This window comes from Leuconostoc gelidum subsp. gelidum KCTC 3527, from assembly GCF_000166715.1.
Lineage (GTDB): Bacteria > Bacillota > Bacilli > Lactobacillales > Lactobacillaceae > Leuconostoc > Leuconostoc gelidum.
This window is the reverse complement of the sequence record NZ_AEMI01000029.1, coordinates 1-24289: the sequence shown is the minus strand read 5'-3', so window position 1 is coordinate 24289 and position 24289 is coordinate 1. Positions and strand designations below refer to the sequence as shown.

Annotated in this window: 25 protein-coding genes; 14 read left to right on the top strand and 11 right to left on the bottom strand. The window is 34.9% G+C overall.

The window, feature by feature from the left end; translation table 11 throughout:
* Nucleotides 1-211: 211 nt before the first annotated feature.
* The 3 genes from EUI_RS0107630 to EUI_RS0107620 form a co-directional block, all read right to left on the bottom strand.
* Nucleotides 212-613, bottom strand: coding sequence for a hypothetical protein (locus EUI_RS0107630; RefSeq protein ID WP_010017228.1), 402 nt, complete (start codon nucleotides 611-613; stop codon nucleotides 212-214).
* Nucleotides 614-1464: 851 nt separating this feature from the next.
* Nucleotides 1465-1752, bottom strand: coding sequence for a bacteriocin immunity family protein (locus EUI_RS0107625; protein ID WP_010017226.1), 288 nt, complete (start codon nucleotides 1750-1752; stop codon nucleotides 1465-1467).
* Nucleotides 1753-2368: 616 nt separating this feature from the next.
* Nucleotides 2369-3283, bottom strand: coding sequence for a lactate/malate family dehydrogenase (locus EUI_RS0107620; protein WP_010017225.1), 915 nt, complete (start codon nucleotides 3281-3283; stop codon nucleotides 2369-2371).
* Nucleotides 3284-3651: 368 nt separating this feature from the next.
* Here EUI_RS0107620 and EUI_RS0107615 point away from each other — a divergent pair, with 368 nt between their 5' ends.
* On the top strand, nucleotides 3652-5691 hold the full coding sequence (locus EUI_RS0107615; RefSeq protein ID WP_010017224.1) for a KUP/HAK/KT family potassium transporter: 2040 nt from the start codon (nucleotides 3652-3654) through the stop codon (nucleotides 5689-5691).
* Between the two features lie 124 nt (nucleotides 5692-5815).
* Here the strand turns inward: EUI_RS0107615 and EUI_RS0107610 are convergent, their stop codons facing one another.
* The 4 genes from EUI_RS0107610 to EUI_RS0107595 form a co-directional block, all read right to left on the bottom strand.
* On the bottom strand, nucleotides 5816-6571 hold the full coding sequence (locus EUI_RS0107610; protein ID WP_010017223.1) for an ABC transporter ATP-binding protein: 756 nt from the start codon (nucleotides 6569-6571) through the stop codon (nucleotides 5816-5818).
* A complete protein-coding gene (locus tag EUI_RS0107605; protein WP_010017222.1) occupies nucleotides 6564-7463 on the bottom strand; it encodes an ABC transporter permease in 900 nt (299 codons plus the stop codon). Before EUI_RS0107605 ends, EUI_RS0107610 begins: the two co-directional genes overlap by 8 nt.
* Nucleotides 7460-8464 (bottom strand): tryptophan ABC transporter substrate-binding protein, encoded by a 1005-nt coding sequence (gene trpX, locus EUI_RS0107600; RefSeq protein WP_010017220.1) that lies wholly within the window; start codon nucleotides 8462-8464, stop codon nucleotides 7460-7462. Before trpX ends, EUI_RS0107605 begins: the two co-directional genes overlap by 4 nt.
* Before the next feature lie 438 nt (nucleotides 8465-8902).
* The gene (locus tag EUI_RS0107595) at nucleotides 8903-9478 is read right to left on the bottom strand and encodes a cadmium resistance transporter (RefSeq protein ID WP_010017219.1); all 576 of its coding nucleotides are present in this window, start codon (nucleotides 9476-9478) and stop codon (nucleotides 8903-8905) included.
* 83 nt (nucleotides 9479-9561) lie between these two features.
* On the opposite strand from EUI_RS0107595, the gene EUI_RS0107590 reads away from it, so the two are divergent.
* The 5 genes from EUI_RS0107590 to EUI_RS0107570 all read left to right on the top strand — a co-directional run bounded on the left by EUI_RS0107590 (nucleotide 9562) and on the right by EUI_RS0107570 (nucleotide 14523).
* Nucleotides 9562-9885: an ArsR/SmtB family transcription factor gene (locus EUI_RS0107590; protein WP_010017218.1), complete on the top strand. Its 324-nt coding sequence runs from the start codon at nucleotides 9562-9564 to the stop codon at nucleotides 9883-9885.
* Between the two features lie 189 nt (nucleotides 9886-10074).
* The gene (locus EUI_RS0107585; protein WP_010017217.1) at nucleotides 10075-11766 is read left to right on the top strand and encodes a glycoside hydrolase family 13 protein; all 1692 of its coding nucleotides are present in this window, start codon (nucleotides 10075-10077) and stop codon (nucleotides 11764-11766) included.
* A 35-nt stretch (nucleotides 11767-11801) separates the two neighbouring features.
* Nucleotides 11802-13226: a glycoside-pentoside-hexuronide (GPH):cation symporter gene (locus tag EUI_RS0107580; protein WP_010017216.1), complete on the top strand. Its 1425-nt coding sequence runs from the start codon at nucleotides 11802-11804 to the stop codon at nucleotides 13224-13226.
* A gap of 2 nt (nucleotides 13227-13228) precedes the next feature.
* A complete protein-coding gene (locus EUI_RS0107575) occupies nucleotides 13229-13471 on the top strand; it encodes a hypothetical protein (protein ID WP_010017214.1) in 243 nt (80 codons plus the stop codon).
* Between the two features lie 74 nt (nucleotides 13472-13545).
* Nucleotides 13546-14523, top strand: coding sequence for a LacI family DNA-binding transcriptional regulator (locus tag EUI_RS0107570; protein ID WP_010017212.1), 978 nt, complete (start codon nucleotides 13546-13548; stop codon nucleotides 14521-14523).
* A 24-nt stretch (nucleotides 14524-14547) separates the two neighbouring features.
* Here EUI_RS0107570 and EUI_RS0107565 read toward each other — a convergent pair whose 3' ends face one another.
* Nucleotides 14548-15012, bottom strand: coding sequence for a Fur family transcriptional regulator (locus tag EUI_RS0107565; RefSeq protein ID WP_010017211.1), 465 nt, complete (start codon nucleotides 15010-15012; stop codon nucleotides 14548-14550).
* A gap of 166 nt (nucleotides 15013-15178) precedes the next feature.
* On the opposite strand from EUI_RS0107565, the gene EUI_RS10515 reads away from it, so the two are divergent.
* Nucleotides 15179-15301, top strand: a complete 123-nt coding sequence (locus EUI_RS10515) for a putative metal homeostasis protein (RefSeq protein WP_010017209.1) — start codon at nucleotides 15179-15181, stop codon at nucleotides 15299-15301.
* A 454-nt stretch (nucleotides 15302-15755) separates the two neighbouring features.
* Here the strand turns inward: EUI_RS10515 and EUI_RS0107555 are convergent, their stop codons facing one another.
* The 3 genes from EUI_RS0107555 to EUI_RS10820 form a co-directional block, all read right to left on the bottom strand.
* Complete coding sequence (locus EUI_RS0107555; RefSeq protein ID WP_010017207.1) at nucleotides 15756-16571, bottom strand: Cof-type HAD-IIB family hydrolase; 816 nt, start codon at nucleotides 16569-16571, stop codon at nucleotides 15756-15758.
* A gap of 16 nt (nucleotides 16572-16587) precedes the next feature.
* Nucleotides 16588-17442 (bottom strand): BglG family transcription antiterminator, encoded by an 855-nt coding sequence (locus EUI_RS10825; RefSeq protein WP_238524885.1) that lies wholly within the window; start codon nucleotides 17440-17442, stop codon nucleotides 16588-16590.
* A 170-nt stretch (nucleotides 17443-17612) separates the two neighbouring features.
* Nucleotides 17613-18071: a hypothetical protein gene (locus tag EUI_RS10820; RefSeq protein ID WP_224156868.1), complete on the bottom strand. Its 459-nt coding sequence runs from the start codon at nucleotides 18069-18071 to the stop codon at nucleotides 17613-17615.
* Between the two features lie 214 nt (nucleotides 18072-18285).
* Between EUI_RS10820 and ulaG the strand changes: the two genes are divergently transcribed.
* From ulaG to EUI_RS0107515, 7 genes are read left to right on the top strand one after another with little or no spacing between them, the layout of a single operon-like run.
* The gene (ulaG, locus tag EUI_RS0107545; RefSeq protein ID WP_010017206.1) at nucleotides 18286-19359 is read left to right on the top strand and encodes an L-ascorbate 6-phosphate lactonase; all 1074 of its coding nucleotides are present in this window, start codon (nucleotides 18286-18288) and stop codon (nucleotides 19357-19359) included.
* Between the two features lie 10 nt (nucleotides 19360-19369).
* Entirely contained in the window at nucleotides 19370-19867 is a 498-nt protein-coding gene (locus EUI_RS0107540) for a PTS sugar transporter subunit IIA (protein WP_010017205.1), read from the top strand.
* Entirely contained in the window at nucleotides 19860-21371 is a 1512-nt protein-coding gene (locus EUI_RS0107535) for a PTS ascorbate transporter subunit IIC (protein WP_010017204.1), read from the top strand. Before EUI_RS0107540 ends, EUI_RS0107535 begins: the two co-directional genes overlap by 8 nt.
* A gap of 36 nt (nucleotides 21372-21407) precedes the next feature.
* Complete coding sequence (locus EUI_RS0107530) at nucleotides 21408-21713, top strand: PTS sugar transporter subunit IIB (RefSeq protein ID WP_010017203.1); 306 nt, start codon at nucleotides 21408-21410, stop codon at nucleotides 21711-21713.
* 10 nt (nucleotides 21714-21723) lie between these two features.
* Entirely contained in the window at nucleotides 21724-22362 is a 639-nt protein-coding gene (locus EUI_RS0107525; RefSeq protein WP_010017202.1) for a 3-keto-L-gulonate-6-phosphate decarboxylase UlaD, read from the top strand.
* Between the two features lie 2 nt (nucleotides 22363-22364).
* Entirely contained in the window at nucleotides 22365-23228 is an 864-nt protein-coding gene (locus tag EUI_RS0107520) for an L-ribulose-5-phosphate 3-epimerase (RefSeq protein ID WP_010017200.1), read from the top strand.
* A 2-nt stretch (nucleotides 23229-23230) separates the two neighbouring features.
* Nucleotides 23231-23959 (top strand): L-ribulose-5-phosphate 4-epimerase, encoded by a 729-nt coding sequence (locus tag EUI_RS0107515; RefSeq protein ID WP_010017199.1) that lies wholly within the window; start codon nucleotides 23231-23233, stop codon nucleotides 23957-23959.
* Nucleotides 23960-24289 lie beyond the last annotated feature (330 nt).

Genomic DNA, 24289 nt, shown 5'->3' with positions numbered 1-24289 from the left:
CGTCATTCACTTCAAATGACGTGGTTTTTTATTTTAGGAAAATTTTTGTATTGAATGAATAAAAAATAAATTATGACACAGAAAACAAATGAATTTGTTTTCTGTGTTCATGTTTACAATATTAGTCATCGTGATTGCATTCGTATAAAACTTGTCTGATTCATTTTTATTTCAGGCTACTTTTGTAATCAAAGGCAACCTACTTTTGTAATCAAAGGCAACCCCCAGGATTAACAACTACTTGTGTAAATTTGAAGCCTACATTCTCAGGACTGCATTCCATAACAATAAAGAAATCATCCTTATCATAACTTTTCATAACAATTCCTTGTGAGAGAGTAGTTTTCCAAAGAGGTTTAACGCCATAATAAGGTGCTACAGCTTTATTTGTTGGATTTGGCATGTTTACATCAAAGTCATTTTCAGTGAGCCATTCATGGTAATCATTCAATGCTGGGAGCCCCATAGTTGGGACAGCTTGCATAATCATGTTTTGCTCAAGCATTTCATCACTCATATTAATTAAGTATTTCACTTTTGGGTCTAGGTTGTAATCATGAGATTGAACCAATTTTTCTGGGTCTTGGTTTAATTTAAAAGTTGTTATTTGCATTTGTGATATCCTCCTCGTAGTCTATGAAAATTATAACGCTAAATTTACCATTAGTGTTAGATTTTATGTGATTTTATTTTGTGAAGTTTGTTAAAAAACAAGGGGTAAATCTATTAAAAAGTTGTAACCGCGCGTTTAATTGCTTGTGAAACTTTGTATTATGATAACATTCTGATATAGACTAATTTATTGATTGGCTGATGTGATCTTCTTTTTGGGGGGAGATTTCTATTATAAAAAACGGAGGAGAGAAGAGAATAGTCAATCAATTAACTATGTAAAAATAGTAATTCTTCTAGATTAAATTAATATCAAATCGTCAAAAAAATCGTTCATTAGAGTGAATGAAGAGAACATGCGTGAATGTTTTCACCTAAAAATATATAGTTAGCGATACACCATCCTTTCACCTAGAATAGTGGATTAGGGATTTAACCTGCAGTGTAAGTATATCAAATATTTTTCCTCGAAGTCTGTTATGTTAAATTGCTTTTGAACTTGGCAAAACATTTGTGGTAGATTCATCATGTTTTATTGTTTGTTGAAGTTGAAAATCTGAAATACGTGTCTAACTATCACCTGTCGCTGTCTCTGTTAGTTGCTTCTGGTAATTGAAAGTAGAAAGAAATTATGATGGCAACAAAACATTTCTCAAGAATTGAAGTGCTACCAGATAGTAATAAACTTGCTAAAAATATATTTTTGTTGATTAAAATAGATTATGTGCAGTATTATTTAAAATTAATTATTTTTTGTAGTTGTAATCAAGCATAAATTACTATTGTGTATGAAAAAAAGCCTTAACCATTTAATAGGTAGGCGTTTCTTTGAACAAATGATAAATAATTTTTTTAAATGTTAAATAGGACGTCTCTTCCACCAATACCAGTTGGACCAATATATCTTTGAGATAGCTCATTAAAGAACTGAACAGATACTGTAGTTAGTTTTTGATTGATAGCTAACGGTGTTAGTTCAGATTTTAATGAACTAACAACTGCTCTATCATTTTTAGTTGTTTCTAAAGCATTTTTAGCAGAAACGAAAAGTTTTTTTTCAGTATTTGAAATCGTGTCGTTTAACAATAATTCAGATAGTGAATTGTGTAACCAATCTGCATCTGGTTTTTTGAAAATCATATTAACTCTCCTTTTTAATTAGACATGGGAAGTTTGAACCCAACCACAAAACATTAAGTTTAAATTAAATTAATTAAAATTTGATTGGTTAAATACTAACATATATAAAGTGTTTTTGCAATAAAAATTTAACAATTAACTAGTATAATTTTCTGAACAGATTTTTATTCCGTCTAAGTTATCGGGTTCACTTAACTGCCGTTTATTTTTGTGGGTTCGATCGTTTTTTGTAATTTACTAGTTGCGAAAAATTGAATATGCTCTTTAGAAAAGAGAACGACATGGATAATATTCACTCAAGTGACTTTTAAGACATGCTGCTTACGAGTCTTTTTTGGGTAGTACTATTTTGACTTTTTTTCTACGAACAATCAAAAATTGATAAGAAAATCTCTTTATCATTTTTAGAAAGCAATAAAGTGGCTGAATTTGAAGAAATGAGTGAAGTGATACGTACTTTTCAAAATGCTAGAAATGTACGACTGCATTCTGAAAACAGTACTGACAAATTTGTGATGCCAGTAACAAAAAATAATTTAAAAATTACCTTGTACCTAAACAAATGTATTTAACTGTTCTGGTACAAGGTATTTTTTAAAATGTATGAAAGTGCTCTTTACAAATAATCTATCGTTTTTTCAGAGATGGCATCTGCTGATTGTTGTAGTGCTGTTTCTTCATTTGACATGAGTGGTAAATTGAATGTTTGAACAACACCACCACGACCAATAATAGCGGGTGTTGAAATATAACTTTTAAATTTGTCATCGTAGTGGGAGACAATCGCTTCACTTCGTGCATTAGATAGAACGAGTTGTGCTAAGGATACGGCAGCATGAGCAATGGCAAAATTTGTATATTTTTTGCCATTAAAAACGGTAAAACCACCAACTCTGGCGTCATTAGCAATTTTATCAAGGTCCAGGTTGTACCGTGAAACTAAAGTTTGAATATCTTGGCCTAGAATTTGTACAGTTGACCAAGCAGCAAATTGGGAGTCACCGTGTTCTCCCAGCATATAGCCTTTAACACTACGGGGATCAACGTCTAAAGCTTCACCAAGTACACGCTTGAGACGTGCCGTATCAAGATAAGTACCTGTGCCGAATACTTGATTTGTAGGTAATCCGGTAATTTTTTGATACATACCTGTAATGACATCAACGGGGTTTGAAATAACAATTAACACGCCATTGAAGCCTACTTTTTTCAAATCATTGCCAACTTGTTGTACCTCAGGGGTGTTCGCTTTTAATTCAGTGAATCGATCACCACCCGGTTTGATTAAGTCAATATGTCCAAGTGCTGAAATGACAAGATCTGCATCCGCTAAATCATTAGCAGTGCCCGCATAAACAGTGACATGATTGCTCAATAAACTCGCAGCATCACGAAAGTCCAATTCATCTGCTGCGAGTTTGGCTGTGTTTTTATCTACCAAAATTAATTCGTCAGCCAAACCTTGCGCAATAATAATATGGGCGACTGTAGCCCCAACGTGTCCAATACCTACAATACCAATTTTTCGCATACTTTACTCCATTAATATAAAATGTGTTGTTAATTAGATTATACACATATTATAAAATTAAATCGAACGCATAACATAAAAAAGAGAATTTCTGCCGTTTATGTCTTCTAGTTTATCATCTCACGAACATGCTATCATTGAGACATTACATCAACTTCACTATTCTTACTATTGCTTACTGCAAAGGCATTAGAAATATCAAATTAACAACGTAAATAACTGACAATATCCACTAAAAGTATTTCAGTAGCATGTCTTGTTTAGCTAACTATTACAATCGACTTGATATAGATAGAATGTAATGCTTTATTAATTCAAGTGTGGGATAATACTTCATAAATGATAATCAAAAATAGGAGAATGTTGACATGACTATTGAAAAGCAAAAAAAATGGTCTTCGGCAGGCGCTTTAATTACGCTAGGAATTGTTTATGGTGATATTGGTACGTCACCACTGTATACAATGAATTCTATTTTAAACAGTGCACGAAGTACACAACACTTAAATGATTTTGTTATTGGTTCAGTATCACTTGTGTTTTGGACGTTGATGTTAATCACGACGATTAAATACGTATTGGTCGCACTAAGAGCTGATAATCATGGTGAAGGTGGCATTTTTGCCTTATATAGTCGTGTTAAAAGTGCCAATAAAAAATGGTTACTCATTCCTGCTTTGATTGGCGGATCAGCATTGCTAGCTGATGGGACATTAACCCCAGCAATTACTGTTACCACTGCAATTGAAGGCTTAAAAAATCAAAAGATTGGTCCAATATTGTTTCCAAACAATCAACCCTTGGTCATTATTGTTGTATCAGTTCTATTGTTGATTATATTTACGTTTCAAAAGGTTGGCACGAAAAAAATTGGGAACATTTTCGGACCGATAATGTTAGTTTGGTTTGTATTTATTGGTTTTTTTGGATTCATCAATATATTTAACGATATGTCTATTTTAAAAGCATTGTCACCAACTTATGCTATCGCAGTTTTGGTAAGCCCAGAAAACAAAACAGGTATTTTCATTTTAGGCAGTGTCTTTTTGGCTACGACTGGTGCTGAAGCATTATATTCTGATATGGGGCATGTGGGAAAGCAAAATATTTATATTAGTTGGCCATTTGTATATAGTATGCTAATTTTGAATTATATGGGTCAGGGTGCCTGGATTATGTCCCATACACAGCAGACTAACTTATTAAAACAAGTATCGAATCCTTTCTTCGAAATTTTGCCTAGTAGTTGGCGTTTGTTTGGCGTCATTTTAGCTACTTTAGCTGCTATTATTGCTTCGCAAGCATTAATTTCTGGCGCGTATACGTTAGTGAGTGAAGCAATTCATTTAAAGGTGATTCCACGATTACATACTTTCTATCCTAGTGAAGCAAGGGGACAAATGTATATCGGAACGGTTAACTGGATTCTTTGCATAATTGGATTGCTTATAGTTTGGTCATTTCAGACATCACACAATATGGAAGCGGCTTACGGCCTCTCAATAACAATTACAATGTTAATGACAACAGTATTGTTATATCAGTTTATTAAACAAAATCAACAGAAATTACTAGCTATTGCTTTTGCTGTCGTTTTCGGTGCCATTGAAATTGTATTTTTGATCGCCAGTCTAGGTAAATTTATACATGGTGGTTATGCAACTTTAATCATTATGGTTGTTATCTTAAGCGTGATGATGATATGGTATTACGGCAATAAACGTCGTGAGAAAATCTCTAAACAAAATGATTACCTGTCTTTAAGAGATTATCGCAAACAGCTAATTAATTTATCAAACGACAAAGAAGAGCCTGTTTTTGCAACTAATTTAGTTTATATTGCTAATATTCATCAAAATTATAAGCTAAAAAGATCAATTATTTATTCCTTGTTTGGTTCAAAACCAAAAAAAGCAGAAATTTATTGGTTTGTAACAGTGCGTGAAGCAGTTAATCCATACGAAAAAAGTTATTCTATTGACATGCTTGGTACCAAAAATATTGTTCACGTTATATTCAATATTGGTTTTAAAGTCGAACCACAAATTCATCTTTATTTGAAACAAATATCAAATAATTTGGTTAAACAAGGTATTATTAATCCACAGTTTCCACGATATACAATTGAAAAACATGGAAACATAGGTGATTTTAAATATGTCATGGTAAATCAAAATTATGAAGATTTACTTAATTTACCAGATGTACATCCCTGGGATCGGTTTATTATTGGGGGCCGATTATGGCTGCAAACACATACAGTAAAGCCAAGCAGTTTTTATGGTTTAGATTTCAGTGATGTGTTGGAAGAGACTGTACCATTATTTATTAGTCGCGGAAATGGTAGTAGAATTAAGCTGACACAAATAGAAATTAAGAACATTGTTAAACCTGAAGAGAAAAGTTAGATTGTCAGGCAAGCAAAGAATATATCTGGTGTGCGGTTTAATTTTATGCTCTATCACATCTTAAAAATAAAATAAAGCAAGTATCGCGTTCCACGTGGAACGTGGTACTTGCTTTATTTTTAGACTAGACAATAAAATATTTTAGAATTTGTGCTTCATCTAATGCAACTTTGTCGTCACCACGAACATCAAGTACAATGTTACCGGCATTAAGAATGAGCAGTCGATTACCATATTTTAATGCATCTGCTAAATTATGCGTAATCATCAGTGCGGTTAATCTATTTTGTGTGACTTGTTTATTAGTAGCTAACATGAGTTGCTCAGATGTTTTTGGATCTAATGCGGCAGTATGCTCATCTAAAAGTAGCAGTTCAGGTTTTACACGGGTTGCCATTAAGAAACTAAGTGCTTGACGTTGACCACCTGACAAATTACCAGTTGCTGTATTTAGACGTGTATCTAAATTATTTCCCATCACTTTAGTGATTTCAGCATATTCTGTCAGTTTTTCTTTGGTTAAACCACGACTTCTTAAGGTGCGTTTTCGACCGCGATTTTCAGCAAGCAGTAAATTTTCAGCAACGGTCATACGTGGTGCGGTGCCCATTTTTGGATCTTGGAAAACACGTGCGATATAATTTGTACGTGCCACAGATGATTCATGTGCAATATTTTGACCGTGGTGTAGCAACTGTCCAGAATCAATCGCTAAATTACCAGCAATCGTATTAAACAAAGTTGATTTACCAGCACCGTTCGTACCAAGAACAGTAATAAAATCACCATCGTAAATATCAAGATTAAGTGATTTTAAGATTTGTACATTGTCACCAACAGTTACAATAATATCTTTAAGTGAGAAAACAGGTTCAGTCATGTATAGTCATACCTTTCTTGATTACTGTATCGAACTTCAGTGCTTTTCGTAATTGAGGTAGCATCATAGCAACAGCTAGTACAATTGCCGAAATCAAGTTTAAATCATTTGTTGAAAAGCCAAAACTGAGCACGGCTAACAACACAAGTCGGTATAAAATTGAGCCAACAATCACCGCAACCAGACGGCCATTGAGTGATAAATCTCCAAAAGCGACTTCACCAATAATAATGGATGCCAAGGCAATGACAATAATACCAATACCCATGTTGATGTCGGCGTAGCCATTATTTTGGGCAATTACAGCACCACCTAATGCAATTAAACCGTTAGATAACATTAATCCCATGATTGTCATACGATCAGTTTTAATACCAATTGATTGCGCCATATTAGCATTATCACCGGTAGCAATAAAGGCTTGACCAATTTCAGTTTGTAAGAAAAACATGAGTGATAATGTGATAATCGTAATAATGATAAAGCCAACAAAAACAGAATCAAAGTTTTTTGGTAAGTGTTGTAGAATTGAAGAAGAAAAGATCGACTTTTGATTTAATAGTGAGATGTTAGCTGAACCCATAATACGGAGGTTAATTGAAAGAGCGGCTGTCATAACAAGAATTCCAGCTAATAAAATTGGAATTTTTCCTTTGGTGTAGAGAAGCCCAGTAACTAGCCCAGCAATCGAACCGATGATAAGGGCAGTTAGTGTTGCTAAATAGGGATTAATACCATGAGAAATCATGGTAACTGCCGTGGCTGCACCTAAGGGGAAAGAACCTTCAACAGTCATATCAGGAAAATTTAAAATTCTAAATGTGAGGAACAAGGCCACACCAAGTACGGCCCATAGGAGCCCTTGTCCAATACTAGATACAATTATACTCATTTGAATACCTCGCCTTTAGCCTTTGCTGTTTTTATCATGTCTTCTGGTAATTGCAAACCAAGTAATTTAGCTTGTTTTAAGTTAATAACCATGTCGCCTTTAGTAATTGTTTTAACGGGATAAGTTGCCGTATCTCTGCCTTTTAACACTTTACCTGCCATAATGCCTGCTTGATAACCAATATCATATTGGCTGACTGAAATTGTAGCGACACCACCATCTTTTACCATGGTATTAACAGCTGGAATGACAGGAATATTGTTTTTATTTGTGATGTTAATGAGTGTTTTCATTGCGCTGGCAACACCATTATCTTGTGGCGCGTAAACGACATCAACCTGACTGGCCATTGTTTCGGCAACTTGTTGCATATCATTGGTTGTTGAAATTGTGAACATATGCACATCGTAGCCAGCTGATTTGGCCAATTGTGCCATTCTTTTAGCATTGTACTCGCCACCATGATCAGATGTGGTGTAGATGATACCTAATTTCTTAGCTTTAGGCACCACTTGTTTGATGACGTTGAGATGTTGTTCTAATGGTGAATCACCAGATGTACCAGTGACGTTAGCACCAGGACGTTGTCCAGTTTTAACCAACCCCGATCCGACTGGATCGGTGATACCAGCTAAAATGACAGGGCTGTTGCCATCAGCTGTTTTAGCCAAAGATAAGGCTGCCGGTGTTGCTATACCCAGTGTCAAATCAGCATTCTCGTTAGCAAATTTCTGAGACATCGTTTTAAGATTGGCCTGATTAGCTTGGGCATTTTGATAATCGATTTTAATTTTGTTGCCAGCGTAACCTTGTGTTTTTAAACCTGCCAGAATACCACGATGAATTTCATCAAGGGCAGGGTGTGTTACCAGTTGGAGTATTCCAACCGTTGGAATATAGTTTTGTTTTTTGACTTGCTGTGCAGGTTTACCAGTAACAACAAAGGCAACTCCTAGAAAAGCAACAATAATTACAATGATAGTTATGAGACGTTTATTCATAGTTTTTCTCCGAAATTTCTCTAAAATAAAATTGACCTTGGACGGCCATACAAGGCTTTCCAAGGTCAAAAGAAAAGTCTGTATGGCATATTCCCATACAGACTCGATTGCTACACAAAATGCATCGGTATGGATAAAACAAATGTTTTAAACATCAGCTTTATCCGTTACCGAAAAGCTGACTTTACCGACGCCACCAGGCATTGTTAAGTTGTGCGATTACTTTTTGCATGTGCTATCTCCGAGTTATTTATAGGTTAAGAATACTAAGAATTTAATGAGTTGTCAATAGGATTTTCGAAATTAATTATTAAAATGTTGTTAAATGATTAATTATAGTTGAAATTGGTTGTACCAATCTTTCATAATTATCAAAAACTAATTTTAACTGACATAATGGCATGGCAAAAATAGATGTCAGAATTTCACGACTGATGATTAAAATAAGTTAAAAATAAATTGAATAAGTCCTGTATTAAGCATAACAAAAAGCCCAATTAGAATATAAATGATGCGACTTATTGGTGAGCCCCAACGTTCAAAAACATACTTAACGATTGGTATCTGTCCAAAGAGATAAGCTAATATTAATGATATGGCGGTTAAAATAATAAAATAACCCAGTGTCAGTAGAATAGCAGCTGTCGTCATTGTGGCTAAAACAGGGACATAGACAGCAATATTATCAGCACCACAGCTGATAAGGTACATGAGTAAAACTGCGGTCATACCGCCATTTGATGTTGACTTTGAAGAGTTATTGACATCATCATTTTCACCTTTGATACCCATATAAATTGGTAATAAACCAAGTAAGCCAATTGCCCATGTAGGGATAATAGTCTGAATTAACTGGCCAGCAATGGCGCTGATAACAAAAACAAGTAGCATACCTAATTCATAGCCGATGAAGTTATCTCTGAAACGGTATTTTTGTAATAAAAGTAATAAAACCACAAAAAAATCTAAGTTAACACCAATAAATAGCATTGTGACAAGTGATAAATCTGGCATAATGTTTCTCCTGTTCATGATATACTTAATATATATTAGTATAAACATATGTTATCATTAACATATGAAGGAGTCAACATATTATGAAAAAAAACAACGATATGCTTTTTCAAAGCGGAATGACACGTATTTTCAAATTATTGAGTAACCCCACACGGTTGAATATTTTGATGCTATTAGAACATGACCAGCTTAGTGTCAATGAGATTGTTACGCAACTTCAAATTACACAACCGCAAGTGTCTCACCAATTAGCTATTTTAAAAGACCAGCAATTAGTAAGTGCAAAAAAAATAGGCAAGAAAAGCTTATATCAATTGAATGATCCGCATATTCTTAGCGTTATTCATTCAACAAAACAACATGTAGCGCATGTGATTACTGGGAATAAACATGGTGAGGAGTAGCAAGGCAGATATAAAATAGTTGTTTTTTTATAACGTTGCTGATTAATAGACTATCAGTCACAACTTAGCGTTTTCTAGCACTAATAACGTTAAATAAAAAAGATAATGTAAGCGCTTGCATTATCTTTTTTATTGTTTTATACTTGCTGTATAGAAATGGAACGTTCCAAATATTGAAAAGGAGATAGAATGGCAAAAGAAATGTGGTGGCAAAATGCCGTGGTTTATCAAGTATATCCTAAGAGTTTCCAAGATAGTGACAATGATGGCATTGGTGATTTGCGTGGGATTATCCATCGGTTAGATTATATTAAACAATTAGGAGTTGATGTTATTTGGTTAAATCCGATTTACAAAACATCAAATATTGATGGTGGATACGATATTTCAGATTATCAAAAAATTAATCCAACTTTTGGAAACATGACTGATTTTGAAGAACTTCTTGATAAATCTCATCAAAAGGGTTTGAAAATCATGATGGATTTGGTGGTTAATCATAGTTCTTTTGAACATGAATGGTTCCAAAAAAGCATTCAAGATGACAGTAAAAATAATAAATACCGGGATTATTATATTTGGCGTGATCCTGTTGATGGACATGAACCAAATAATTGGGGATCCTTTTTTTCAGGTCCCGCATGGACATACGATGAAAAATCTGGTCAATATTATTTGCATTTATTTGCTAAGGAACAACCAGACTTGAATTGGGATAATCAAGCAGTGAGAAATTCTATTTTTGATATGATGAATTGGTGGGCTGCTAAAGGCATTGATGGTTTTAGAATGGACGTCATTTCTTTAATTTCAAAACCTGACGGTTTGCCAAACGCACCAATTACAGAAGGTGCATTATATGGGAATTCTGGGGATGCAGCTGCTAATGGACCACATGTGCATGACTATTTGATTGAAATGAACAAGCAAGTCCTGCAAAAACATGATTGGATTACTGTGGGTGAAACAGCTGGTGTGACAACAAGTGAAGCCAAAAAATATGCTAATATTGACGGTACAGAACTCAATATGGTTTTCCAATTTGAACATGTTAGTTTAGATGGTAATCAAAATCAAACGCTTGGCAAATGGTCTGATAAACATGTATCATTACTGGCACTGCGTAGCAATTTGGTCAAGTGGCAAAAGGCATTAGCTGGTAAGGCATGGAACAGTTTATATTGGAACAATCATGATCAGCCGCGTGCTATATCACGATTTGGAAATGATTCTCCTGAGTATAGGTTAGTTTCAGGTAAGATGCTCGCTGCGTTACTGCATTTTATGCAAGGTACACCCTATATCTATCAGGGTGAAGAGATCGGCATGACAAATGCAAACTTCCAGACAATGGATCAGTACAAAGATCTTGAGTCAATCAATGCCTATCATGAACTCGTTGAACAAGAACATTTGATTTCTGCTGACGTGATGATGAATTATTTACGCGCACGCTCAAGAGATAATGCACGTACTCCTATGCAATGGGATAGTACAACTTATGCAGGATTTAGTGACGTAACACCTTGGTTAGAAGCCAATGCCAATCATGAGTCTATTAATGTTGACGCTGCATTAATGGATAAAGAGTCATTATTTTACTTTTATCAAAAGTTAATTACATTGCGCCACGAATTACCTGTTATTACTGATGGTACTTTTGATCTCGTCACAGGCAATGAAAAAGACGAAGCGGTGTTTGCATATACAAGAAAAAATGCCAAAGAAGTACTGCTAGTGATAGCAAATTTCACTGCACAATCTGTTAATCGCGCCTACAATATACCTAAAGATAGTGAACTTTTGATTCAAAATTATCCAGATGTGACCAGTTCATTACTCAGACCATATGAAATCAGGGCATATCTGTTTCCTAATTGAGACAATGAATCTATATAAAGAAGGGAGTTAGTGAGATGGTTGACAATGCACAAGTGACGATAAAAAAAGGTCAAGGTAAGTTACCTTGGAATGAGCGATTGAGTTATGGTGCCAGTGATTTCGCATGTAGTTTTACGTTTAGTTTGATCGGTACTTATCTCATGTATTTTTATACCGATGTTTTTGGTATTACAGCAGCAGCTGTTGGTACATTGATGTTGGTTGCTCGAGTTATTGATGCGCTCGATGGCCCGTTTTGGGGTATTATGATTGATCATACACACACAAAGTGGGGACGCAGTCGTCCCTACTTATTGTGGTTCAATGCACCGTTTACAATATTTACAGTGTTATGTTTTACGACACCAGATTTACCTATGAACTGGAAAATTGTGTGGGCTTATGTCACATATATTGGCATAGATGTTTTGTACTCTGCAGTTAATATTCCTCTGACATCAATTCTACCAAGTATGACAACTGATCCTGATGAACGTGTGTTACTGTCAACAATTCGATCCCTGTTTTCTAATTTTGGTGGGACATTAATTTCTGTAATAGCGCTACCATTGGTTGCATTATTTGGTGGAACTGATAATCCTCGTCGTGGCTTCTTCTGGTTAGCCGTTATGGCCGCATTAGTATTTTTCGTTATATATTTGGTTGTTTTTGCTAATTTACGGGAACATGTGCAAACAAGACAGTCTCAAAAAGCATTACCTGTTAAAACATCACTAAAAGCACTCAAAAATAATTGGCCTTGGGTTATTGTGGTGGGGTTGAACTTTATTTACTGGCTGGGTATGCAAACAAAAGGTCAGGTGACAATATACTTTTTCAAATATAATTTAGATAAGCCTGGCCTAGCATCACTTGCGTTATTCTTTAATGCTGTAGGGTTAATATCTGTCTTTTTGACACCAAAACTTGTCATGAAAATTGGTAAAAAACGGACAATATTATCGGGATTAGCATTAAGTATTTTTGGACAATTGATTTTAGGTGTTGGCGCACAAATGTTGAGCATTCCGTTGGTTATTATTGGCACAATTGTTGGTAACTTTGGTAACGGATTTGTTGGGGCATTAATTGCTGTTCTGTTAGCGGACTCCGTAGACTATGGTGAATGGAAAAATGGTGTTCGTGCGGAAGGTATTGTGACTTCTGCCTCTAGTTTCACTGCAAAGTTTGGCATGGGTATTGGTGGTGCTATAACGGGTATGTTACTCTCAATAGGGCATTATACACCGAACAAAACGCAATCGGCTGCAGCATTATTTAGTATTGAAGCCAATTATGTCTGGGTGCCACTGGTTGCCTTAGTTATTTCATTTATCTTAATATTATTTTATCGCTTAACGCCTGAAAAAGAAGTAGAAATGACACGCTATATTAATGCAAAGCATGCCAGAGAAGATTCGGAAGATAATGTAGCAGCTATGGATAGTACAGAGGGGTAAAAATGCGTGATACAAAAATAACCATTGATCCTAATGAATTTGCAATGGGATTAATCAAGGATGCAAAGCAAACTGATAATATGACGAATCAAACATTCATTAAAAAACAACTGACGCTCTATCTAGAGGCGTATTTCTTGATAGAAGATTTTAATAGTTTGGAGGTTGATCAAATTGGCAAGATGAAACAACAGCAAATGTTAGATTTATTTGATAAGATGTTATCAGGAAGATTTACACCATAATCATTGTAAAAATGCCGTGTAGGCATTTTTTTATTAAATCATTAATGTAGAGAAGGTCATTGAAATTGGTAAATATGAATGATGTCGCTAGCTTGGCTGGTGTTTCAAGAGGATCGGTATCTAATTACATTAACGGTAAAAAGACTAAAGCAGAGACACAAGCTAAAATAAAAGAAGCCATTGCTACCTTGGATTATGTTCCCAACGCAATGGCCCGCGCCTTAAAAATGAGCAAATCAAATTTCGTCGTATTTATTATTCCGACAGTTAATTCACCTTTTTTCTCGGAATTAAGTTATTATATGCAACAGGAGTTACAACGTCATGCTTATAAGATGATTTTATGTAATTCTAATAACAGTTCAGAAGAAGAAATTGAATATATACAGATGGCTAATGCACAAAAAGTGGCTGGGTTAATTACGATGTCTTATGCCAATGTCGCTAACTTAGTCGATACTAATATTCCGTTGGTTTCCATAGAAAAGCGTGTCTCTCAAAATGTACCATTAATTATATCGGATAATTATATGGGTGGCAGACTTGCTGGGGAAACATTGACAAATTTAGGGGCAAAAAGATTACTATTTGTTTCTAAAAAACCTGTGAAGAATATTTCTGCAGTACGAGAAAAAGGGTTTTTAGATTATTGTCAAGAAAATCATATTTTTGTTGATGTTTTTCTAGCCAGAAAGAAAATAAATTTCATTGGTGACTTTAAGCGATTTGTTAAGGACAACTACATTGATCACCAGTTTCCTTATGATGGAATTTTTTCTGATTCTGATGAGTATGCAAGTGATTTCTATAATATACTCATTCAGGCAGGTATTCAGGTTCCCAATCAAGTGCAGATTATTGGGTTTGATGGTTCACGTGTGTATGCTAGACAAAGAATTACGTTATCATCAATCAAACAATCGACAGCTCATATAGCAAAATATGCGGTTGAAAAATTATTGTTACAAATCGAATCTAAAAGTAAGCATACTTTTTTGGGAGAAGAAACTGTCATACCAGTTTCATTCGAAAAAGGCATAACAACTAAGTAGAACAATGCGAGACAAATTTGTGAACTAACTCGCTTGATTTTTTTGACAATTATCACATAAACCAAATATTTCTAATTTGACAGTTAAAATAACGAATTGCGCTAAATCAGCTTGTAATTTAGGCGCCAACGTCGCGTCAAGTTTAATCACACGATGGCAATTTTGACAAAATAAATGACCATGATGGGGTGTTACAAAGTCGCATTGGAATTTAACGTTTAATTGGCCATCTTCAGTTCGTTGTTCAATAATCCCTAAATCACTAAATTCTTTAATATTGCGGTAGGTAGTGGTATGACTAGCATTTGGGTATAATTTCTGCATATATGCATCAACTTCAGTCACAGGAATGTATGTTGTTTCGAATTTTGATAAGTATGCTAACAAGTCTTTACGTTGTTTTGTGATACGAAAAGGACTTTGCTTAAGTATATCGAGACCTTTATTATATTTTAAAGTATTATCAATCATTAGTTTTGGCGCTTTCATTATTAATCCACAGTTAGTTGAGTTAACTCTATTATGGCTTATATACGACATATTGTCCACAATTCAAAACGCAATATGACAATATGCAAACATAAACTATTGACTTATTAAACAAAAGTTTATATACTTTAAAGAGTAATAATTACTATTAACAGGAGAACGAATTATGCCAGAAAAAAATGACCTCAGTAGCGCTTATCGGCGCTTAAAAAGTCCTAATGCTAAAACGAGAGATCGTGCTTTAAAGTTAATCAAGGAATTAAAAGCAAAAAGAAAACAAAAGAAATAAGAACAGTATAACACATTAAAGAGTAATAATTACTCTTTAATGTGTTATACTGTTCTTATGAGGTTATTAAAACAGGCTCATTGCTGTAAAGCAAAATAAATACTGACAGTTATTTCACAATACTCCTAATCTTGGGATGATTGTAACTTACACTGCTATTCAATGACTGTCAGTCGGATATAAAAATTCGTAACTACCTAAATGAAGGTGGTTACGAATTTTTTAGTGATTTATTAATTCAATGTGGGGTCAACATCATTAGATACAGCAGTTTTGGCTATGAAAAATAGGTGAATACTGTTAATAACCTTTAAATTGTGGATTACTGGACAAAAATAGCCCGTTTTTACACAGCGTTGAGCGATTAAGTTTTTTACCATTCAAAGTAAAATAGTGATCAATTAGGAAATTTTGGTAGACAGATTGTGCAGAAAGATATAACGCTTTGTAACAATCAATCAAAGTATTTTTCTAAAAACACAGCGACACCATCTTGTTGGTTACTTTTAGTCGAATGAGTTGCAACTTGTTTAATACTTGGGATGGCATTATCCATAGCAACACTAACTTTTGCTAGTCGCAGCATGGCGAAGTCGTTCTCCTCATCACCAAACGCCATTAAATTTTCTGATGTTAACGAAAAATGAGCCAGTAATTTTGATAAAGCAGTACCTTTATTAACGCCGTGAGGAACGAATTCTAATAACATACGCCTTGAGCGAACAAAAGATAGGTTTTGCGTTAGAAGTGGCGTGTGCTGAAGAACAGTTTCTAAATAATCTAATTCGGATTCATCCGCACAAACAACAAATTTATTGAATGTTAGGGCTGGTGGTAATTGACTTAATGTTGATTCAAAATAAGGAATTAATTGACCCACCAGATCAACATAATGTGATTGGCCAAAATCTTTAATTGAAAAAACACTATCAGGACTCACAATATCAATAGATAAATTCAAATTAGCTATCACGTTAAATATGTCGGTAACATCTGCGATAATAAAATGTTTGTCTAAAATATTTTGATCAGTGTGGATGTTTTTAATTAAACCACCATTAAATAAAATAACGTGATCATTTGGCTGATTCAAACCTAATTGTGTAATGAAATTCTTGACGTTAGGAAATGGCCGACCAGTAGTTAAAACTATTTTTTTGCCATTTTGATGTAATTTTTTTAGCACGCGAGTGTTTTTTTCGGACAGTGTTTTATTTGGCAATAGTAGGGTATTATCCATATCTAAAGCAATCATTTGAATATTTGTCATCTGTGACCTCCATAAGTTAAAGTTGGGATAAAACTGTTTTTAAGCGATCAAATTCAGTGTTTGTCAATTCTCTATCGATTAAAAAAGTAGGTAATTTCGTATCAATATCCGTTGATTCAGTGATAATCAAATCAAAATTGTCATTATCAATTAAAGACTTATCAGTATTAGTTATGTGTTTTATTGTTAAATCACAAGGTGTGATATTGTTCTTTTCAATGAACGTTTGAAATAAATTTTGACTATATATTGGCAACGAGGTAAGCATAAGGATATGCAATCGCGGCACTTCTTGATGTTGTAAGTTGAAATTATAAAAAATCATGGCAAGAATCGTGATCTGGTCTGGTAATAAACCAAATGGAAAAAGGCGATTATATAGGGAATGATCAGGTAAATTATTTAATGATTTTTTGACGTCATTTTCTAACATTGGCTCGTGATAGAGATAATCATATACTGTGATACTTTGATATCGAACCGAATACCAAAAAGGTTTTAGTTGTGTTTGAATGTCTCGGGTAAGCGCTCTTTTTTCAGAATGGGTACTGTCAATATGAGCAGTATCCATAAACGAGTTCACAATATGTTCACTAAGTATCAGTAGGTCTTGAAAAGAATGTGAGCTAAAATGTTCATCTTGCTCTTTTGTCACACTAAGTAGTTGTAACGTTAAAAATAATTTGACGGATGTTGGCATAGTAATAGCAAAATTGGTTGTGACAATCAACGCAAAGTCCTTGATGACATGATGCTCTTGACGTTTCTTAAAGGATGCAATATCTGTATTATTAAAAAGTGCTGACACAGATGTTATGGGATGATAGTTATTATATAAGGATGCCAGGACACTAAAAATAGTTAATGTCATAGCGCTGGAAGCTGATATTTGTTTTTTTAAAGTACTTTTGTACATATTTTTTAACTTATCGCTGACTAATAAAAACTTTGAATAAGAAAATTGGCAATCTAACGTGTGAATAAAATGTTCCAAAGCACTAGCATGGTACTGCAATAAGATTAAATTGTTGTACACATTAACTAACAAATCGAATAGTGATTCTTTAAATTCAAATCCGTTTTTTTAGAAAATTCGGGTTTGAATTTTTTTCTCTTTTTTAACTCTGATATATCACGTAAAACAGTATTGCGCGATACATCAAACAATAATTGGAATTCAGATAAAGTCCATTTTTTTAAAGGTAATGCAATGCAAATAGACATAATGAGTTGTCGATCATAAGAATTGATATATTCGTTGGCAGCAGCAATGGATAGTTTAGTTGTTAGTGCAGACACCTGTTGACCCGTGATTTCTAAATTAGGGACTAAAAAAGGTTGGTGCACGGAGCGTAGTTCAGAATTAGCTGCTTGCAACAAATAGTAAATCTTACGGTTCGATAGGTTGAGATGATTTGCAATTGTTTGCACACTTGGTAATAGATGTTGTGTAGAGATATAATGGATAAATTTTGTATAGTTCATACCAGATACTTGCATAGCGGTATTCCCCTTCTTTGATGAACTAAAATAATTTTGTTCATCATTAATTGTACAACTTAGATGACAAGCAATACAGTCTCATTGGGGCAATTTTATTGTGGCACAATGAGACTGTTTTTTTATATCTTGATAACAGATAATATAATTGTACCAAAAAATGTAAGCGTATACATTTTAAAATAATATTTTAGAATTAGAAAGGAATTGCATCATGTCAAAAGCAACAAACATTGAAGAAGCAACACGTGAAAATTGGATTGAAAATACATTTCCGGAGTGGGGAACTTGGTTAAACGAAGAAATTGAACAGGCAAATGTGCCCGAGAAGAATTTCAAAATGTGGTGGTTAGCCAATAATGGTATTTGGTTAAAAACGCACGAAAATACCAACATTTTAGTGGATTTATGGAATGGGACAGGAAAACAAACGCACGGCTCAGGGTTAATGAAAAAGGGACATCAGATGATGCGGATGAGTGGTGTCCAAAAAATGCAACCTAATTTAAGGTTACAACCGTTTGTTATTGATCCTTATGCCGTTAAAAATGTGGATGCCTTACTTGTGACACATATTCATTCAGATCATTTAGATATTAATACAGCCGCCGCTGTTTTACAAAATAGTGGTCCAGAAACAAAATTCATTGGGCCACAAGCTGTGGTGGATATTTGGGAAAGCTGGGGTGTACCATCAGAGCGAACGATTGTGGTTCATCCAGGTGACGAAGTCACAGTGAAGTCAGTAACAATTAAGGCACTGGAGGCATTTGATCGTACGGCGCTTTTGACAGTAAACTCAGATGTTAAAATAAAAGATTCATTACCTCAAGATATGAATGAAATTGCGGTCAACTACTTATTTAAGACAACAGGTGGCAATTTGTATCATGCTGCTGATTCACATATGTCAAATATGTTTGCCAAGCATGGTAATGAAAATGATATTGATGTTGAAATTATTAATTATGGTGAAAATCCACGCGGTATTACTGACAAAGTTACATCTTTAGATGTCTTGCGTTCGGCAGAAGATTTGAAAGCAAAAGTTGTTATTCCAGTACATTATGATATTTGGTCTAACTTCGATGCTGATCCACAAGAAATTGTTGAAATTTGGAAAATGAAAAAGGACACATTGGACTATAAGTTCCATCCATTTATTTGGAAGGTTGGCGGTAGTTATACCTTTCCACAAGATAAAGACAGAGTCCAATATCACTATGACCGAGGCTTTTCAGATGTCTTTTCAACAGATAATGATGTACCATTCCCATCATTCCTATAAGGAGAAAAAAATGACAATGCTCAAATATTTTTACGACAATGATTTAGTGCGAATTTATGATAAAACACCTACAAATTGGCGTGAAGCAATCAATGTTGCAAGTGAAAATCTAAAAGAAAAGAATATTATCACTGATGAATATGTACGTGAAGTGATCAAAAATGTTGAGACAAATGGTGCCTACATTGTTATCACACCTGGTGTTGTGATGCCGCATGCTTTGGCAACAGGGCAAGGCGTATTAGGAACAGGGATTGGTTTTGCTAAATTTAGTGAACCAGTATCATTCGAAGATGGCAATCCGGATAAACAAGGTAAATTGTTCTTTACGTTGGCAGCTAAGGATGAGACACAACATTTGGAAAATATTCAAAATTTGATGACGTTATTAATGACAGATGGCATGATTGAAGCCTTATCAGATATTGAAACGTTGGCAGACTTTGTTCAAGTGATGGGCCAATTTGAAAATACCCCTGCGGAGCAACGAGGAGAAAATGATGGGTAGTATATTTGCAGGAATATTGAGTATCTGGGAATTTTTTGCCAACAATATTTTGACACAACCAGCCTACATGATTGGATTCATTGTGTTGATTGGTTATATGTTAGAAAAGAAACCTTGGTATGAAAGTTTAGCTGGTTTTTTGAAAGCAACAATTGGCTATATGATTTTGATGGTGGGTTCCACTGGATTGGTTACCAGTTTCCGACCAATATTAACGGGTTTGAAAGACCGATTTCATCTAACAGCAACAGTGATTGACCCATACTTTGGTCAAAATGCTGTGACCGATGGTTTAGAGAAAACTTTTGGTCGATCATTTGGGGATGTCATGATCCTATTGTTGATTGCCTTTGTTTTCAACATTTTACTGGTGCGTTTTTCAAAATATACGAAGTTGCGTGCCGTATTTACAACTGGAAACGTACAAGTACAACAGGCAGCAACCGCATTTTGGATTATATTGTTTGCCATTCCAAGTTTGGGACGCATTGAAGTTTTGCTAGTGATGGGTGTTATCCTTGGCTTGTACTGGGCTGTTGGATCCAATATGACAATTAAACCGATACAACAATTAACTGATGGTGGTGGTTTCGCGATTGCCCATCAACAAATGTTTGGGATAGCGCTTGTGGCTTGGATTTCTGACAAAATGAAGAAATCATCTGTTAAAAAAGGTCAGCAATCATCAAAACGTTTGGAAGATGTTATCTTACCAGGATTTTTGAGAATATTTAATGAAAATATGGTAGCGACCGCGATTCTGATGTTTTTGTTTTTCGGCATTATCATGGTAGTCTTAGGACCAAGTTATTTCCATCAAGTGTTTATTACGAGTAATGGGGCATCAGGACTGCCTAGTGGTGCAAGTTTCTTCTTCTATATTTTAACAACATCATTGGGATTCGCAGTTAATTTAGCCATTCTGCAATTGGGTGTGCGAACATTCGTTGGTGAGTTGACAGAAAGCTTCACTGGTATCAGTGATACGATTTTACCAAACTCAGTTCCTGGTATTGATGTTGCAGCAACATTTGCTTTTGGTGAGCAGAATGCTGTAACGATTGGCTTCTTATTTGGTGCATTAGGACAATTCTTAGCTATTGGTGCGTTAATGATCTTCCATTCACCCACGATTATTATTGCTGGTTTTATTCCGTTATTCTTTGATAACGCTGTCTTCGGTGTTATCGCCAATAATCGCGCGGGTGCTAAAGCCGCTATGATTTTGCCGTTTTTCTCTGGCATCATTCAAGTGATGGGCGCTGCCTTAATTTCAACGTGGATTGGTATGTCAAAATTTGGTGGTTATCTAGGAATGTTTGACTGGGACACTGTTTGGCCAGGATTTGCAGTTATTTTGAAATATTTAGGTTACTTTGGAGTTGTTGTTGTAGCTGCACTATTACTGATTATTCCACAACTTGAGTATCGTAAAGACCCTAAAAATTACTTTTTGATGGTTGAAGATTATGAAGCTTATAAAAAGAACAAAGGTATTGATTAAGAATACCTTGTACACAAATAGAAATGGAGAAATATAATGAATATTTTAGTATCTTGTGCTAATGGTTCTGGTACCAGTTTAATGATGATGAAGAGTGTCGAAAAATCAATGAAAAAACTAGGCATTCCAGTAACGAAGATTAATCATACTAGTATTGCCGAGGGAAAATCGACAGCTGCCCAATATGACGCAGTTTTTACCCCTTTAAACTTTGTAGATATGTTTGCAGATGTTGCAAAAAAAGGCGTGACAGTTGTTGGTGTAAAAAATGTTATGAGTGATAAGGAAATTACACAACGTATTATTGATGAAACTAATTTTGAAGAAAAATATAAAAAGTGAGGATAGAAAAATGACAAAACCTAATTTACAAATTGCCTTAGATCAAAATACGTTAGCAGATGCGGTTAAAATAGCGCATTTAGCTGGTTCTATTGTTGACATTGTTGAAGTGGGAACGATTTTAGAATTACAAGCAGGGCAAGATGCAATCCGTGTGCTTCGGGCAATGTTTCCGGATAAAATTATTGCCTCTGACACGAAATGTGCCGATGCTGGATCGACAGTAGCACAAAATTCTAAGGATGCCGGTGCTGATTTGATGACTGTGATTGACTCTGCAACGATCGCTACTATGAAGTCAGCAAAATCAGTGTTAGATGGTATTCAAGTTGAGTTATATTCGGCATGGAACTGGGATCTAGCTGAAAAATGGCAAGAAATTGGTATTGAACAGGTTATTTATCATCAAAGTCGTGACGCATTGCTTGCTGGAGAAGTTTGGGGGAAAAAGGATCTAGACATTGTGAAGAAATTTATTGATATGGGCTTCAAAGTATCTGTGACTGGCGGCTTGAATTTAGATACTATCAAACTCTTTAAAGATGTGCCAGTTTATACGTTTATTGCAGGTCGTGCGATTACTGGTCAGGCTGATCCAGCTTTAGCTGCGCAAAAATTCCAGGATGAAATTAAAAAGTACTGGTCATAATAATGGTGAAACTTGGAATTAACGAAAAATCATTGCCAGCAGCGATGTCATGGTTTGACAAATTAAATTTTGCTAAAAATCAAGGTTTTTCATTTGTAGAGATGTCTATTGATGAAACCGATGCACGCATTGCGCGATTGAGTTGGAATAAAGAGCAGCGATTTAGCTTAGTTAAAGATATTTATCAATCTGGTGTATCCATTGACACGATGATGTTGTCGGCACTCAGAAGATTTCCGCTCGGTTCAGAAAACAAAGCCATCTATGATCAATCGTTTGATATGTGTCAAAAAGCCATTATCTTAGCCAAAGATCTCGGTATAAGAAATATTCAAATTGCTGGTTATGATGAGTATTACGGTTCAAAAACACCACTGACACATGAAAATTTTATTGAAAATTTGCAACGTGTCGTGAATTTTGCAGCCGAACATCAAGTCATGATTTCTATTGAAACAATGGATGATTGCTTTATCAATTCCATTGCTAAAATAAAAAATGTCAAAAAATCTATTGTATCACCTTGGTTACAAGCCTACCCTGATCTAGGAAATATTTCAGCTTGGCCAGATAATCAACCAATAGAAGATTTGACGCAAGGATTAGATAGTATTATTGCTATTCATGTGAAAGATGTGTTATCTGTGACTGAACAGACATCTGGGAAATTTAAAGATGTGCCGTTTGGTAAAGGCGATGTTAATTTTCTGGGTTTGTTTAAAGCATTAAAACGTGTTGGATATCAAGGCACGTTCACCATTGAGATGTGGTCAGAAAATGATATAGATGCCGATCGCAAAGTCATTTTTGCCCATGATTTCATTATTGATTTATTAACGCAAGCTGGTTTATTAGTGGAGATGTAATTATGTTAGAAAAACTAAAACAAGAAGTCTACAATGCCAATATGTCGTTGCCCAAGTTAGAATTAGTGACTTTCACATGGGGCAATGTTTCAGGCATTGATCGTGAAAAAGGATTATTTGTTATTAAACCATCAGGTGTTGCGTATGAGCAGTTAAAACCTGCTGATATGGTTGTGGTTAATTTAGATGGCGAGGTGGTTGAAGGTAACTTAAATCCATCAAGCGATACACCAACGCATGCCTATCTGTATCGCCATTTTAAAAATATTGGTGGTATTACGCACACACATTCGCCTTGGGGTGTGTCCTTTGCGGCAGCGAAAATGGATATTCCAGCGGTGAGTACAACCCATGCGGATACCTTTTATGGTGATATTCCATGTGTACCAGCACTAAATGAAGAACAAATTCGATCAGCCTACGAGATGAATACAGGTGCGGTCATTGTATCAGAATTTGAACGCCGAGGAATAGATCCTGATGCGACACCAGCGGCATTAGTTAGTCAGCACGGACCATTTTCCTGGGGGCCAACACCTGAAAAATCAGTCTACAATGCCAAAGTATTAGAGGTATCAGCTGAAATTAGCTATCATGCATTACAGTCAACACGATCAGATATCCACGTGCCACAGTATTTATTAGATAAACATTACTATCGTAAACATGGTGCTAATGCTTATTATGGTCAGTCATCAGCCAAGTCAGTCGATCATACAACGCATGTATAAATGTGATGTATCTATTGTTAATTAGACAAATAGTAGTGCTTGGCGTTAAATTTAATATTGATTAATACAACAAGAATATAAATAAAACAAAGGCTAAGTGGTATGTCTCCTGTGAGATATACTATTTAGCCTTTGTTGATTAACTGAACAACAACATGTCGCTGAAATATTTTTCTTGGCAATATCAAACATTATTATTTTGTTTGATTCTTAGTCATAAAATTTGTGACAGTACGCACGTTGTTTTTTGACATTGCACTGATAGGGTGTAGCTTTTCGCATCTGTTTAGTTCAGTTATTCTAAAAAAAATCTNTAATTATTAGACAACT